The sequence below is a fragment of the Oceanicaulis sp. genome (assembly GCA_040112665.1).
Lineage (GTDB): Bacteria > Pseudomonadota > Alphaproteobacteria > Caulobacterales > Maricaulaceae > Oceanicaulis.
Genome location: CP157796.1, coordinates 3015942 through 3030657, shown reverse-complemented (window position 1 = coordinate 3030657; position 14716 = coordinate 3015942). Strand labels below are relative to the sequence as shown.

The 14716-nt window shown below is 65.6% G+C and carries 8 protein-coding genes; all 8 read left to right on the top strand.

The genetic code is table 11. The features are described from left to right. Positions 1-249 precede the first annotated feature (249 nt). The 8 genes from rpoB (at position 250) to rpsJ (ending at position 14714) form a co-directional block, all read left to right on the top strand. Positions 250-4329, top strand: a complete 4080-nt coding sequence (gene rpoB, locus ABL308_14910) for a DNA-directed RNA polymerase subunit beta (GenBank protein ID XBQ16230.1) — start codon at positions 250-252, stop codon at positions 4327-4329. A 99-nt stretch (positions 4330-4428) separates the two neighbouring features. Beyond that, a complete protein-coding gene (gene rpoC / locus ABL308_14905; protein XBQ16229.1) occupies positions 4429-8664 on the top strand; it encodes a DNA-directed RNA polymerase subunit beta' in 4236 nt (1411 codons plus the stop codon). 76 nt (positions 8665-8740) lie between these two features. Further along, a complete protein-coding gene (locus tag ABL308_14900) occupies positions 8741-9634 on the top strand; it encodes a phytanoyl-CoA dioxygenase family protein (GenBank protein ID XBQ16228.1) in 894 nt (297 codons plus the stop codon). Between the two features lie 257 nt (positions 9635-9891). Further along, on the top strand, positions 9892-10263 hold the full coding sequence (gene rpsL / locus ABL308_14895; GenBank protein XBQ16227.1) for a 30S ribosomal protein S12: 372 nt from the start codon (positions 9892-9894) through the stop codon (positions 10261-10263). A 12-nt stretch (positions 10264-10275) separates the two neighbouring features. Then, on the top strand, positions 10276-10746 hold the full coding sequence (gene rpsG, locus ABL308_14890; GenBank protein XBQ16226.1) for a 30S ribosomal protein S7: 471 nt from the start codon (positions 10276-10278) through the stop codon (positions 10744-10746). Between the two features lie 39 nt (positions 10747-10785). After that, positions 10786-12861, top strand: coding sequence for an elongation factor G (gene fusA / locus ABL308_14885; GenBank protein ID XBQ16225.1), 2076 nt, complete (start codon positions 10786-10788; stop codon positions 12859-12861). 61 nt (positions 12862-12922) lie between these two features. Continuing rightward, the gene (gene tuf / locus ABL308_14880; GenBank protein ID XBQ16224.1) at positions 12923-14098 is read left to right on the top strand and encodes an elongation factor Tu; all 1176 of its coding nucleotides are present in this window, start codon (positions 12923-12925) and stop codon (positions 14096-14098) included. Between the two features lie 301 nt (positions 14099-14399). Next, positions 14400-14714 carry a 30S ribosomal protein S10 gene (gene rpsJ, locus ABL308_14875; GenBank protein ID XBQ16223.1) on the top strand — a complete coding sequence of 105 codons (315 nt, stop codon included), beginning with the start codon at positions 14400-14402 and terminating at the stop codon, positions 14712-14714. Positions 14715-14716 lie beyond the last annotated feature (2 nt).

Sequence of the window (14716 nt, the reverse complement as noted above, 5' to 3'; positions counted from 1 at the left end):
CTTCGGCGGTCCGCTTCGCGGATCGCCGGACGGTCTTCGACGCCGGACGGGCGCGCGGGGCTTCCTGCGCGTCCGTTCAGGCGTCTTCGGCGTTACGCCGCGAGGCTCTCCCGTCCCGGAGCTTCGACGGCGCCGAAACCCGCGTCCGGTCTGTCCTAGATCGGCGCGCGCCCCTCTCCGGGACGGCCGACAGGGCCGGAACGCCCTGAATGCAAGCCTGAGGCCTCTCGGCCTTCGAAGGGAGCGGAAATGGGTCTGTCGTTCACCGGCAAGAAGCGCATTCGCAAGAATTTCGGCCGCATTCCCGAAGCGGTCGAGATGCCGAACCTCATCGAGGTTCAGAAGCACTCCTATGAACAGTTCCTGATGAAGGACACCGCGATCGCGGACCGTCCCGACGAGGGTCTGCAGGCGGTGTTCAAGTCGGTGTTCCCGGTCAAGGACTTCTCCGAGCGCTCCGTGCTGGAGTTCGTGTCCTACGAGTTCGAACCGCCGAAATTCGACGTCGAAGAATGCGTGCAGCGCGACATGACCTACGCCGCGCCGCTGAAGGTCAAGATGCGCCTGATCGTGTTCGACGTGGACGAGGAAACCGGCGCGCGTTCGGTCAAGGACATCAAGGAGCAGGACGTCTACATGGGCGACATCCCGCTCATGACCGACAAGGGCACCTTCATCATCAACGGCACCGAGCGGGTCATCGTCTCCCAGATGCACCGTTCGCCGGGCGTGTTCTTCGACCACGACAAGGGCAAGACCCACGCCTCGGGCAAGTATCTGTTCGCCGCCCGGATCATCCCCTATCGCGGCTCCTGGCTCGACTTCGAGTTCGACGCCAAGGACATCCTGCACGTCCGCATCGACCGGCGCCGGAAGCTTCCGGCGACGACGCTGCTCTATGCGCTGGGCCTGGACAAGGAAGAGATCCTCGCGACCTTCTACGACCGCGTCACCTATGAGCGCGCCAAGGACGGCTGGACGATCCCCTACGTCAAGGAACGCTGGCGCGGCGCGAAGCCCCAGCGCGACCTGGTCGACGCCAAGACCGGCGACGTCGTCGCTCCGGCGGGCAAGAAAATCTCCGCGCGCGCGGCCAACAAGCTGGCCGAGGACGGACTGGCCAAGCTTCTGGTCGCCTCTGAAGACCTGACCGGCCGCTTCGCCGCGGAAGACCTCGTCAATGTCGAGACCGGCGAGATTTACGCCGAGGCCGGCGACGAGCTGACCGAAGAGGTCATGGCCGAGCTGACCGAAGCGGGCGTGGATTCCATCGACGTTCTGGACATCGACAACGTCACGGTCGGCGGCTACATGCGCCAGACCCTGTCGGCGGACAAGAACGACACTCGCGACCAGGCGCTGGTGGACATCTACCGCGTCATGCGTCCGGGCGAGCCGCCCACGCCGGAAACCGCCGAAGCCCTGTTCAACGGCCTGTTCTTCGATCCCGAGCGCTACGACCTCTCTCCGGTCGGCCGGGTGAAGATGAACATGCGCCTGGATCTGGAATGCCCCGACGACGTGCGTGTCCTGCGTAAGGAGGACATCATCGCGGTTCTGAAGGTCATTCTGGGCCTGCGCGACGGCAAGGGCGAGATCGACGACATCGACAACCTGGGCAACCGCCGGGTGCGCTCGGTCGGCGAGCTCATGGAGAACCAGTACCGCGTCGGCCTGCTGCGCATGGAGCGGGCGATCAAGGAGCGCATGAGCTCGGTCGACATCGAGACCGTCATGCCCCACGACCTGGTCAACGCCAAACCGGCCGCCGCTGCGGTGCGCGAGTTCTTCGGCTCCTCCCAGCTCAGCCAGTTCATGGACCAGACCAACCCGCTCTCCGAGGTGACGCACAAGCGCCGCCTGTCTGCGCTCGGCCCGGGCGGTCTGACCCGCGAACGCGCCGGCTTCGAGGTGCGCGACGTGCACCCCACCCATTACGGCCGGATCTGCCCGATCGAGACGCCTGAAGGGCCGAACATCGGTCTGATCAACTCGCTGTCGACCTATGCGCGCGTGAACAAGTACGGCTTCATCGAGAGCCCGTACCGCAAGGTCGAGAACGGCAAGCTGACCGATCAGGTCGACTATCTGTCGGCCATGCAGGAAGCCAAGTACACGATCGCCCAGGCGAACGCCGCGGTGGACGAGAACGGCATGCTTGCGAACGAGTTCGTCAACTGCCGCGTCGGCCCGGGCCGTGACGCGACCCTGATTCCCAAAGAAGACGTCGACTATATCGACGTGTCGCCCAAGCAGGTCGTGTCCGTCGCCGCCTCGCTCATCCCGTTCCTCGAGAACGACGACGCGAACCGCGCGCTGATGGGCTCGAACATGCAGCGTCAGGCCGTCCCGCTGGTCAAAGCCGAAGCCCCGCTGGTGGGCACCGGCATGGAAGCGGTGGTGGCGCGCGATTCCGGTGCGGCGATCACCGCCCGCCGCGACGGCGTGGTCGAGCAGGTCGACGCCCAGCGGATCGTGATCCGGGCCACCGGCGATGTCGGTGCGGCCGAATCCGGCGTCGACATCTACCGCCTGTCGAAGTTCCAGCGCTCCAACCAGTCCACCGCGATCAACCAGCGTCCGATCGTCAAGGTCGGCGACGTGGTGCGGGTCGGCGACATCATCGCCGACGGCCCGTCCACCGATCTGGGCGACCTGGCGCTCGGCCGGAACGTGCTCGTCGCGTTCATGCCGTGGAACGGCTACAACTTCGAGGACTCGATCCTGATCTCCGAGCGCATCGTGCGCGACGACGTGTTCACCTCCATTCACCTCGAGGAGTTCGAGGTGATGGCGCGCGACACCAAGCTCGGGCCTGAAGAGATCACCCGCGACATCCCGAACGTCGGCGAGGAAGCCCTGCGCAATCTCGACGAGGCGGGAATCGTGGCGATCGGCGCCGAGGTCGAGGCCGGCGACATCCTGGTCGGCAAGGTCACGCCGAAGGGCGAAAGCCCGATGACGCCGGAGGAGAAACTCCTGCGCGCCATCTTCGGTGAGAAGGCGTCCGACGTGCGCGACACCTCGCTGCGCCTGCCGCCGGGCACCACCGGCACGGTCGTCGAAGTGCGCGTGTTCAACCGCCACGGCGTGGACAAGGACGAGCGCGCGATCGCCATCGAGCGCGAGGAGATCGAGCGTCTCGGCGAAGACCGTGACGACGAGCTCGCCATCCTCGAGCGCGACCTTTACGGCCGTCTCAAGGACATCCTTCTGGGCAAGAAGGCCGTCGCCGGCCCCAAAGGCTTCAAGAAGGGCGAAGTCACCGAAGAGAGCCTGGCCGACGTGCCGCGCTCGCAATGGTGGAAGATCGGTCTCGACGACGAGAAGGCCATGGCCGAGGTCGAGGCCCTGAAAGCCCAGTACGACGCCGGCAAGGCGCGTCTGGACCGCCGCTTCGAGGACAAGGTCGAGAAGCTGCAGCGCGGCGACGAGATGCCCCCGGGCGTGATGAAGATGGTCAAGGTGTTCGTCGCGGTGAAGCGCAAGCTTCAGCCCGGCGACAAGATGGCCGGCCGTCACGGCAACAAGGGCGTCATCTCCAAGATCAACCCGATCGAGGACATGCCCTTCCTGGAAGACGGCACCCCGGTCGACATCGTTCTCAACCCGCTGGGCGTGCCCTCGCGGATGAACGTCGGTCAGATCCTGGAAACCCATCTGGGCTTCGCCTGCAAAGGCCTGGGCCGTCAGATCGGCGAGGCGTACGAAGCCTATCAGCGCTCGGGCAAGACCGACGAGCTGAAGGCGGCGCTCGCCAAGGCCTACGGCGACGATCAGGAGCTGCCCGAGAGCGACGAGGAGCTGGCCGAACTGGGCAAGAACCTCGCCAACGGCGTTCCGATCGCCACCCCGGTCTTCGACGGCGCGCGCGAGCCGGACATCGTCGAGCACCTCAAGCTCGCCGGGTTCGACGAGAGCGGCCAGTCGATCCTCTATGACGGCCTCACCGGCGAACAGTTCCGCCGTCCGGTCACCGTGGGCATCAAGTATCTTCTCAAGCTCCACCACCTGGTGGACGACAAGATCCACGCCCGCTCGATCGGCCCGTACTCGCTCGTCACCCAGCAGCCGCTGGGCGGCAAGGCGCAGTTCGGCGGCCAGCGCTTCGGCGAGATGGAGGTCTGGGCGCTGCAGGCTTACGGCGCGGCCTACACCCTGCAGGAAATGCTGACGGTGAAGTCCGACGACGTGGCCGGCCGCACCAAGGTCTACGAGGCCATCGTGCGCGGCGACAACGCCTTCGAAGCCGGGATCCCCGAAAGCTTCAACGTGCTGGTCAAGGAGATGCGCTCGCTCGGTCTGAACGTGGAACTGGTCGACCAGTAATCCGCCGCAAGCCCCGAACCGACGCGTTTTGAAAATTCAGGCGGCGGGCGCCGGCCCCTTACCCCGGTCCCGCCGCCGCCACCGTCAAGGAGACGGACCATGAACCAAGAGGTCATGAACATCTTCAATCCGTCCGTCGAAGGCCCGTCCTTCGACCGGATCCGGATCTCGCTGGCCAGCCCGGAGAAGATTCTCTCCTGGTCGTTCGGCGAGGTGAAGAAGCCCGAGACGATCAACTACCGCACGTTCAAGCCCGAACGCGACGGCCTGTTCTGCGCGCGCATCTTCGGTCCGATCAAGGATTACGAGTGCCTGTGCGGCAAGTACAAGCGCATCAAGTACAAGGGCATCATCTGCGAGAAGTGCGGCGTCGAGGTCACCCTCGCGCGCGTCCGTCGCGAGCGCATGGGCCATATCGAGCTGGCCGCCCCGGTCGCGCACATCTGGTTCCTGAAGTCGCTGCCGTCCCGCATCGCGCTGATGATGGACATGGCGCTCAAGGACGTCGAGCGCGTCCTCTATTTCGAAGCCTACATCGTCATGGAGCCGGGCCTGACCCCGCTCCAGCCCAACCAGCTCCTCACCGAAGAGGAGTATTACGAGGCGGTCGACGAGTACGGCGAGGACGCCTTCACGGCGGGCATCGGCGCTGAAGCCATCCGCGACATCATGATCGGCATGGACCTCGAAAAAGAGGTCGAGCGCATGCGCGAGGAGATGAAGGAGACCGGCTCGGAGCTGAAGCTCAAGAAGCTGGCCAAGCGCGTGAAGCTCATGGAGAGCTTCATCTTCTCGAAGAACAAGCCCGAGTGGATGATCCTCACCGTCGTGCCGGTGATCCCGCCCGAGCTGCGCCCGCTGGTCCCGCTGGACGGCGGCCGCTTCGCCACGTCCGACCTCAACGATCTGTACCGCCGGGTCATCAACCGGAACAACCGCCTCAAGCGCCTGATCGAGCTGCGCGCGCCGGACATCATCATCCGCAACGAAAAGCGGATGCTGCAGGAAGCCGTCGACGCCCTGTTCGACAACGGCCGCCGCGGGCGGGTCATCACCGGCGCGAACAAGCGTCCGCTGAAGTCGCTCGCCGACATGCTGAAAGGCAAGCAGGGCCGGTTCCGTCAGAACCTGCTCGGCAAGCGCGTGGACTATTCGGGCCGTTCGGTCATCGTGGTCGGCCCGGACCTGAAACTGCACGAGTGCGGCCTGCCCAAGAAGATGGCGCTCGAGCTGTTCAAGCCGTTCATCTACGCGCGTCTGGACGCCAAGGGCCTTTCGGGCACCGTCAAGCAGTCCAAGAAGCTGGTCGAGAAAGAGCGTCCGGAAGTCTGGGACGTGCTCGACGAGGTGATCCGCGAACACCCGGTCCTTCTGAACCGTGCGCCGACCCTGCACCGCCTGGGCATCCAGGCCTTCGAGCCCAAGCTCATCGAAGGCAAGGCGATCCAGCTGCACCCGCTGGTCTGCGCGGCGTTCAACGCCGACTTCGACGGCGACCAGATGGCCGTGCACGTCCCGCTGTCGCTCGAAGCGCAGCTGGAAGCGCGCGTGCTGATGATGTCGACCAACAACATCCTCAGCCCCGCCAACGGCAAGCCGATCATCGTTCCCAGCCAGGACATCGTCCTGGGCCTGTACTATCTCTCGATCGCCAAGGACGGCGAGCCGGGCGAGGGCATGGCGTTCGGCTCGATGAGCGAGCTGGAAGCCGCGCTCGACGCGGGCGTCGTCGGCCTGCACGCCAAGATCAAGGCGCGCTACGAGTCGATGGGTCCTGACGGCGAGACCGTGGTGAAGGTCATCGACACCACGCCGGGCCGGATGAAGATCCTCGAGCACATGCCCAAGCACCCCGAGCTGGGCCCGCACATGCTCGACGACCTGCTGACCAAAAAGCAGATCGGCTCGATGATCGACGAGGTCTACCGGCACACCGGCCAGAAGGCGACGGTCATCTTCTGCGACCGGATCATGGCTCTGGGCTTCCGCGAAGCGGCCCGCGCCGGCATCTCCTTCGGCAAGGACGACATGCTGATCCCGGCCGCCAAGGCCGATCTCGTCGGCGAGACCCGTTCGCTCGTGGCCGACTACGAGCAGCAATATGTCGACGGCCTGATCACCAAGGGCGAGAAATACAACAAGGTGGTCGACGCCTGGGCGAAGTGCACCGACAAGGTCGCCGACGCCATGATGGAGGAAATCTCCAAGCCGATCGCCATGGAAGACGGCCGTGAAGGCGAGGTGAACTCGGTCTTCATGATGGCCCACTCCGGCGCCCGGGGTTCGAAGAACCAGATGAAGCAGCTCGCCGGGATGCGCGGCCTGATGGCGCGTCCGGACGGCTCGATCATCGAGACGCCGATCATCTCGAACTTCAAGGAAGGCCTGACCGTGCTGGAGTACTTCAACTCCACCCACGGCGCGCGTAAGGGCCTGGCGGACACGGCACTGAAGACCGCGAACTCGGGTTACCTGACCCGCCGTCTCGTGGACGTGGCGCAGGACTGCATCGTCACCGAAGCCGATTGCGGCACCTCCGACGGGATCACCATCGGCGCGGTCGTGGACGGCGGCGAAGTGGTGGTCAGCCTCGATCAGCGCATCCTGGGCCGTTACACGGCCGAGGAAGTGAAGGATCCCTCCACCGGCGACGTGCTGGCTCCGGCCGACACCTATCTCGACGAGGAGCTTTCGCTCGCGCTCGACAAGGCCGGCGTGACCAGCGTGAAGGTGCGCTCGCCGCTGACCTGCGAAACGCGGATCGGCGTCTGCGCCACCTGCTACGGCCGGGATCTGGCGCGCGGCACGAAGGTGAACATGGGCGAGGCGATCGGCGTGATCGCGGCCCAGTCCATCGGCGAGCCGGGCACCCAGCTGACCATGCGGACCTTCCACATCGGCGGCACCGCCCAGGTCTCCGAGCAGTCCTTCATCGAAGCGGTCCACGAGGGCAAGCTCGCCTTCACCGAGCGCTCCACCGTGAAGGCCTCGGACGGCACATTCATCGTCATGAGCCGCAACATGCAGGTCGCGGTCACCGACAAGGAAGGCAAGGAGCTGGAAAGCTACAAGCTGCCCTACGGCGCGAAGCTGCGCGCCGACGCCGGCGACCAGATCAAGCGCGGCCAGCGTCTGGCCGAGTGGGACCCCTACACCATGCCGATCGTCACCGAGGTGGGCGGCAAGGTGAAGCTGGTCGACCTGGTCGAGGGCGTGTCGGTCCGCGAGGAAACCGACGAAGCCACCGGCATCGCCTCGAAGGTGGTGGTCGACTGGCGCGGCACGGGCGCGAAATCGAACGCGCTGCAGCCCGCCGTCATCATCTCCGACGAGAAGGGCGAGCCCGTGCGGCTGCCCAACGGCTCGACGGCGAACTACATGCTTTCGGTCGGCGCGATCCTCTCGATCGCAGACGGCGACGAGGTCCAGCCCGGCGACGTGCTGGCCCGTATCCCGACCGAAGGCGCGAAGACGCGTGACATCACCGGCGGTCTGCCGCGGGTGGCGGAGCTGTTCGAAGCGCGGCGTCCGAAGGACCACGCGGTGATCGCCGAGATCACCGGCCGGGTCGAATTCGGCCGCGACTACAAGAACAAGCGCCGGATCTCGATCACGCCGGAGGGTGACGACGCCGAACCGGTCGAATACCTGGTGCCCAAGGGCAAGCACCTGACCGTGCAGGAAGGCGACGTCATCCAGCGCGGCGAGTATCTGCTCGACGGCAACCCGGCGCCGCACGACATCCTGCGCATTCTCGGCGTGGAAGCGCTGGCGGACTACCTGATCAATGAGATCCAGGAGGTCTACCGGCTGCAGGGCGTGCCCATCAACGACAAGCACATCGAGGTGATCGTCCGCCAGATGCTGCAGAAGATGGAGATCCTGGACGCCGGGGATTCGGGCTATCTGGCCGGAGAACAGGTCGACAAGCTGGAGTTCATCGAGACCAACGAGCGTCTCGAGAAGGACGGCAAGCGGCCTGCGGTCGGCGAGCCGGTCCTGCTGGGCATCACCAAGGCGAGCCTGCAGACCCGCTCGTTCATCTCCGCGGCGTCGTTCCAGGAAACCACCCGCGTGCTCACCGAAGCCGCCGTTCAGGGCAAGGTGGATACGCTGGAGGGCCTCAAGGAGAACGTCATTGTCGGCCGGCTCATCCCGGCGGGCACCGGCGGTCTCATGCGCGACTTCCAGTCGATCGCCGACGAGCGCGATCGCAAGCGCATCGCCGAGCAGGAAGCGGCGGCTGAAAGCGGCGAGGAGGCCCTGCCGGCCGAAATCGCCGAAGCGGCCGAAGAAGAATCCCGCAAGCAGGCGGGCGAGGGCGGCGAGGGCTAGACCCCTTCGCGGTTCCCGTGAATGCTGACGAGCCCCCGGCGTCCGCGCCGGGGGCTTTTCTTTGACCGAGGCGCGCATGACCCGATTCGACGGCCCCTGGTTCGACGCACCGCTCGCCCGGTACGACGCCGAGCGCGCCCGCCTCGCCTCCGAAGGCGTGAGCGACGCGGTGCTGAAGGCGGCGGCGGATCTGCGCGAGGACGGCCTGCACGTCTTCGATCCGGGCCTGCCCGAAGACGCGATCGAGGCCGCGGCGAAGGTCACTGCCGGCCTCGCAGGGCGCTGGCGGCGGGCGCAGGATCTTTGGCGGCGCGAGCCTGCGGTGCGCAGGCTGGCCGTTCATCCCGAGCTTCTGGCGTTCCTGTCGGCGGTCTTCGGCAGGGCGGCCGCGCCGTTCCAGACGCTGAACTTCCCCGTCGGCACGGGCCAGCGCCCGCACGCGGACACGTTTCATTTCTCCACCGAGCCGGGCGGGTTCATGTGCGGGGTCTGGATCGCGCTCGAAGACGTCGGCGAAGACCAGGGCGCGCTCGTCTACTATCCAGGCAGCCAGCGGCTCGCCGAGATCGACGGCCGGGCGCTGGCGGGACGGGGCGGGGCGGCCGCCTATCCCGATCTCGTCGCCGAACGGCTGGAGGAGGCGGGTCTGACCCCGCGCCGCGCGCCGCTGAAGAAAGGCCAGGCGGTCATCTGGGCGGCGGGCCTGGTGCATGGCGGCGGCGCGATCACCAGGGACGGGGCGAGCCGGCTCAGCCAGGTCACGCACTATTACTTCGAAGACTGCGTCTACACCGTGCCGCAATATCGCGACCGGCCGGACAGGGGCGTGTATGTCCGCCAGCCCTTCGACCTCGCCCGCGGGCGATTCCTGCCAAACCGCTTTCACGGCGCGCCGGTGCGTCCCGCGATGCGCGCTCTGGCCGGCGCCTGGGCGGATCGGATCGCCCGCCGGGTGCGGTTTTTCGGCTAGGCGCGCTGCGCCCTGCGTATCGGGACGAGCGCCCGCTTGACGGGAGGGGGCGTCATGAGTAGGTTCCGCGCTCGTTTTCCGGGGGTGAGCCGTAACCTCTCGCGACAGCGGTCGGTTAGACGTCGCCCGGAACAGTGAAATAACGCCTAACGAACCGTCCGAGGACGAACGGCTGAGGCCGTCGCGCCCGGCCGGTCTTTCGCGTCTCGACAGCGGTGTCAGGCGCTCAACGGGAAACAGGAACGGAACAAGGCCTGATGCCTACGATCAACCAGCTCATCCGCAAGCCGCGGCATGACAAGCCCAAGCGCAACAAGGTGCCGGCCCTTCAGGCCTGCCCGCAGCGCCGCGGCGTGTGCACGCGCGTCTACACCACCACCCCGAAGAAGCCGAACTCGGCGCTTCGTAAAGTGGCCAAGGTGCGCCTGACCAACGGTTACGAAGTCGTGAGCTACATCCCCGGCGAAGGCCATAACCTGCAGGAGCACTCCGTGGTGCTCATCCGGGGCGGCCGCGTGAAAGACCTTCCGGGCGTCCGCTATCACATCCTGCGCGGCGTTCTCGACACCCAGGGCGTCAAAGACCGCCGTCAGCGCCGTTCGAAATACGGCGCCAAGCGTCCGAAATAAGGAGAGGCGCCCATGTCCCGTCGTCACCGCGCAGAGAAGCGCGAGATCCTGCCCGACGCCAAGTACGGCGACCGCGATCTGACCAAGTTCATGAACTACATTATGATCGACGGTAAGAAGTCGGCCGCCGAGCGCATCATCTACGGCGCGCTCGACATCGTCGAAGGCAAGCTCAAGCGCGAGCCGGTCCGCGTCTTCCACGACGCGCTGGAAAACGTCGCGCCCGAGATCGAGGTTCGCTCCCGCCGTGTCGGCGGCGCGACCTACCAGGTCCCGGTCGAGGTGCGTCCCGACCGCCGCAAGGCGCTGGCCATCCGCTGGCTCGCCGCCGCGGCCCGCGCGCGCAACGAAAACACCATGCGTGAGCGTCTCGCCGCCGAGCTCATGGACGCTTCGGCGAACCGGGGCACTGCGGTCAAGAAGCGTGAAGACACGCACAAGATGGCTGAAGCCAACCGCGCCTTCGCCCACTATCGCTGGTAATCACCAAACAGCCTTCCGTTCCTGACGAGGACCCTCCCCATGGCCCGCGACTACGCGATCGAGGACTACCGCAATTTCGGCATCATGGCGCACATCGACGCCGGCAAGACCACGACGACCGAGCGGATCCTCTACTACACCGGCAAGTCCCATAAGATCGGCGAGGTCCATGACGGCGCCGCGACCATGGACTGGATGGAGCAGGAGCAGGAGCGGGGCATCACCATCACCTCCGCGGCCACGACCTGTTTCTGGAAGGGCAAGCGCCTGAACATCATCGACACGCCCGGCCACGTGGACTTCACCATCGAAGTCGAACGCTCGCTGCGCGTGCTCGACGGCGCGATCGCGCTGCTGGACGCCAACGCCGGCGTCGAGCCCCAGACCGAGACGGTCTGGCGTCAGGCGGACAAGTACAAAGTCCCGCGGATGATCTTCGTCAACAAGATGGACAAGCTCGGCGCGGACTTCTACCGCTGCGTGGAGATGATCAAGGATCGTCTGAACGCCAAGCCGCTCTGCCTGCAGCTGCCCATCGGCTCGGAGAGCGACTACGAAGGCTGTATCGACCTCATCAAGATGAAAGAGCTCATCTGGGAGGCCGAGAATCTGGGCGCGAGCTGGCGCGAGGAGGACATCCGTCCTGAGCTCGCCGACAAGGCCGCCGAGTATCGCGAGCTGCTGATCGAGACCGCCGTCGAGCAGGACGAAGCCGCGCTGGAAGCCTATCTCGAAGGCGAGGAGCCCTCCGAGGAGAAGCTCAAGGAGCTGATCCGCAAGGGTACGATCCTGCTGGCCTTCAACCCGATCCTGTGCGGCACCGCGTTCAAGAACAAGGGCGTTCAGCCCCTGCTCGACGCGGTCGTGGATTACCTGCCCGCCCCGACGGACGTGCTGAACATCCGCGGCATCGACGTGAAGACCGAGAAGGAAGTCGAGCGGAAGTCCTCCGACGAATCGCCGCTGTCGCTTCTGGCCTTCAAGATCATGAACGACCCGTTCGTGGGCTCGCTGACCTTCTGCCGGATCTATTCGGGCGTGCTGACGACCGGCAGCTCGGTCCTGAACACGGTGAAGGACAAGAAAGAGCGCGTGGGCCGGATGCTGCTCATGCACTCGAACTCGCGTGAGGACATCAAGGAAGCCTACGCCGGCGACATCGTCGCCATCGCGGGCCTCAAGGACACCACCACGGGCGACACGCTCTGCGATCCGGCCAGCCCGGTCATCCTGGAGCGGATGGAATTCCCCGATCCGGTGATCGAGATCGCCATCGAGCCCAAATCCAAGGGCGACCAGGAGAAGCTCGGCGTCGCGCTGCAGCGCCTGGCGGCCGAGGATCCGTCCTTCCGCGTCAGCACCGACGAGGAATCCGGTCAGACCATCATCGCCGGCATGGGCGAACTGCACCTGGACATCCTGGTCGACCGCATGAAGCGCGAGTTCAAGGTCGAGGCGAATGTGGGCCAGCCGCAGGTCGCCTATCGCGAGACCATCGGCCAGGCCTACGAGATCGACTACACCCACAAGAAGCAGACCGGCGGCACCGGTCAGTTCGCGCGGGTGAAGATCCAGTTCGAGCCGTGCGAGCCGGGCGAAGGCTATTCGTTCGAATCCAAGATCGTCGGCGGCAACGTGCCGAAAGAATACATTCCCGGCGTTCAGAAAGGCATCGACTCGGTCCGCGAGAACGGTCTTCTGGCCGGCTTTCCGGTGATCGACTTCAAGGCCACCCTGGTGGACGGCGCCTATCACGACGTCGACTCCAGCGTACTCGCCTTCGAGATCGCTTCGCGCGCCGCGATGAAAGAGGCCAAGAGCCAGCTGCGCATGAAGCTGCTCGAGCCGATCATGAAGGTCGAAGTGGTCACCCCGGACGAGTACACCGGCTCGGTGATCGGCGACCTCAACTCCCGCCGCGGCCAGATCCGCGACCAGGAGATGCGCGGCAACGCGACGGTGGTGAACGCCTTCGTGCCGCTGGCCAACATGTTCGGCTACGTGAACAACCTGCGCTCGGCCACCCAGGGCCGCGCCCAGTTCACCATGCAGTTTGACCACTACGCGCCGGTGCCGCAGGCCGTCGCCGATGAAGTCATCTCGAAGATCGCCTGAGGCGGTTTGGCATCCATGAATTCCGGCCGCCTCGCGGCCGGCCGACAGACAGGACACGACCATGGGTAAGGAAAAGTTTGAACGCACGAAGCCGCATGCGAACATCGGCACGATTGGTCACGTGGACCACGGCAAGACGACGCTGACGGCTGCGATCACGAAGTATTTCGGCGATTTCCGGGCGTACGACCAGATCGACGGCGCTCCGGAAGAGAAGGCGCGCGGGATCACGATCTCGACCGCGCACGTCGAGTACGAGACCGACAACCGCCACTATGCGCACGTCGACTGCCCGGGCCACGCGGACTACGTGAAGAACATGATCACGGGCGCGGCTCAGATGGACGGCGCGATCCTGGTGGTGAACGCGGCTGACGGCCCGATGCCGCAGACGCGCGAGCACATCCTTCTGGCGCGCCAGGTCGGCGTTCCGGCTCTGGTGGTGTTCCTCAACAAGGTCGACCAGGTCGACGACGAGGAGCTGCTCGAGCTCGTGGAGATGGAAGTGCGCGAGCTTCTGTCGAGCTACGACTTCCCCGGCGACGACATTCCGATCGTTGCCGGCTCGGCGCTGGCGGCGATGGAAGGGCGCGACCCGGAGATCGGCGAAGAGAAGATCAAGGAGCTGATGGCGGCGGTCGACGAGTTCATCCCGACGCCCGAGCGTCCGATCGACCAGGACTTCCTGATGCCGATCGAGGACGTGTTCTCGATCTCGGGCCGGGGCACGGTCGTGACCGGCCGGGTCGAGCGCGGGATCATCAAGGTGGGCGAAGAGATCGAGATCGTGGGCATCCGCGACACGGTCAAGACGACCTGCACGGGCGTTGAGATGTTCCGCAAGCTGCTCGACCAGGGCCAGGCGGGCGACAATGTGGGCGTTCTGCTGCGCGGCATCGACCGCGAGGGCGTGGAGCGCGGCCAGGTTCTGGCCAAGCCCGGCTCGATCACGCCGCACTCCAAGTTCGAGGCCGAGGCCTACATCCTGACCAAGGAAGAGGGCGGCCGTCACACGCCGTTCTTCTCGAACTACCGTCCGCAGTTCTACTTCCGGACCACCGACGTGACCGGCGTCGTGACCCTGAAAGAGGGCACCGAGATGGTGATGCCGGGCGACAACGTGGAGATCAATGTCGAGCTGATCACCCCGATCGCGATGGAAGAGAAGCTGCGCTTCGCGATCCGCGAAGGCGGCCGCACGGTGGGCGCGGGCGTGGTCTCGAAGATCATCGACTAAGCCTCGCCGCTAAGCCGAGCGACACGAACAAGCGCCCCGGAGCCCTGCTCCGGGGCGTTTTTCGTGCAGGCCGAGCCTTGCGTACCCGCGCGCTGCGTAAAGCCTGCCGCCGACCGCTTCATTTGCGTGACAAGGTGTTGACGCACGAAGCGGGAAGGCGTATCACCCGCGACCTCAGAAGGGCTGGCCGCGCCTTTGGCGAACGCAGCCTGTTGAAGCGAACACATTTTGAAACACGCGAGTCGCGAGGGGCGGGCTTTACGTCCTCGACGCGGCTCTTGTGCATGTTGGGACCGGACCGATGGCGCAACAAAACATCCGAATTCGCCTCAAGGCGTTCGATCACCGCGTGCTGGACAGCTCTGCGAGCGAGATCGTGTCGACGGCAAAGCGCACCGGCGCGAACGTCCGCGGCCCGATCCCGCTGCCGACTCGCATCGAGAAGTTCACCGTTCTGCGCGGTCCGCACATCGACAAGAAATCCCGCGAGCAGTTCGAGATCCGCACGCACAAGCGCGTGCTCGACATCGTGGACCCCACCCCGCAGACGGTCGACGCGCTGATGAAGCTCGACCTGTCCGCCGGCGTGGACGTCGAGATCAAGCTGGGAGCGTAAGG

Coding starts and splice junctions, on each gene's coding strand:
- rpoB (XBQ16230.1), top strand. CDS start 250: ATGGGTCTGTCGTTCACCGGCAAGAAGCGCATTCGCAAGAATTTCGGC.
- rpoC (XBQ16229.1), top strand. CDS start 4,429: ATGAACCAAGAGGTCATGAACATCTTCAATCCGTCCGTCGAAGGCCCG.
- ABL308_14900 (XBQ16228.1), top strand. CDS start 8,741: ATGACCCGATTCGACGGCCCCTGGTTCGACGCACCGCTCGCCCGGTAC.
- rpsL (XBQ16227.1), top strand. CDS start 9,892: ATGCCTACGATCAACCAGCTCATCCGCAAGCCGCGGCATGACAAGCCC.
- rpsG (XBQ16226.1), top strand. CDS start 10,276: ATGTCCCGTCGTCACCGCGCAGAGAAGCGCGAGATCCTGCCCGACGCC.
- fusA (XBQ16225.1), top strand. CDS start 10,786: ATGGCCCGCGACTACGCGATCGAGGACTACCGCAATTTCGGCATCATG.
- tuf (XBQ16224.1), top strand. CDS start 12,923: ATGGGTAAGGAAAAGTTTGAACGCACGAAGCCGCATGCGAACATCGGC.
- rpsJ (XBQ16223.1), top strand. CDS start 14,400: ATGGCGCAACAAAACATCCGAATTCGCCTCAAGGCGTTCGATCACCGC.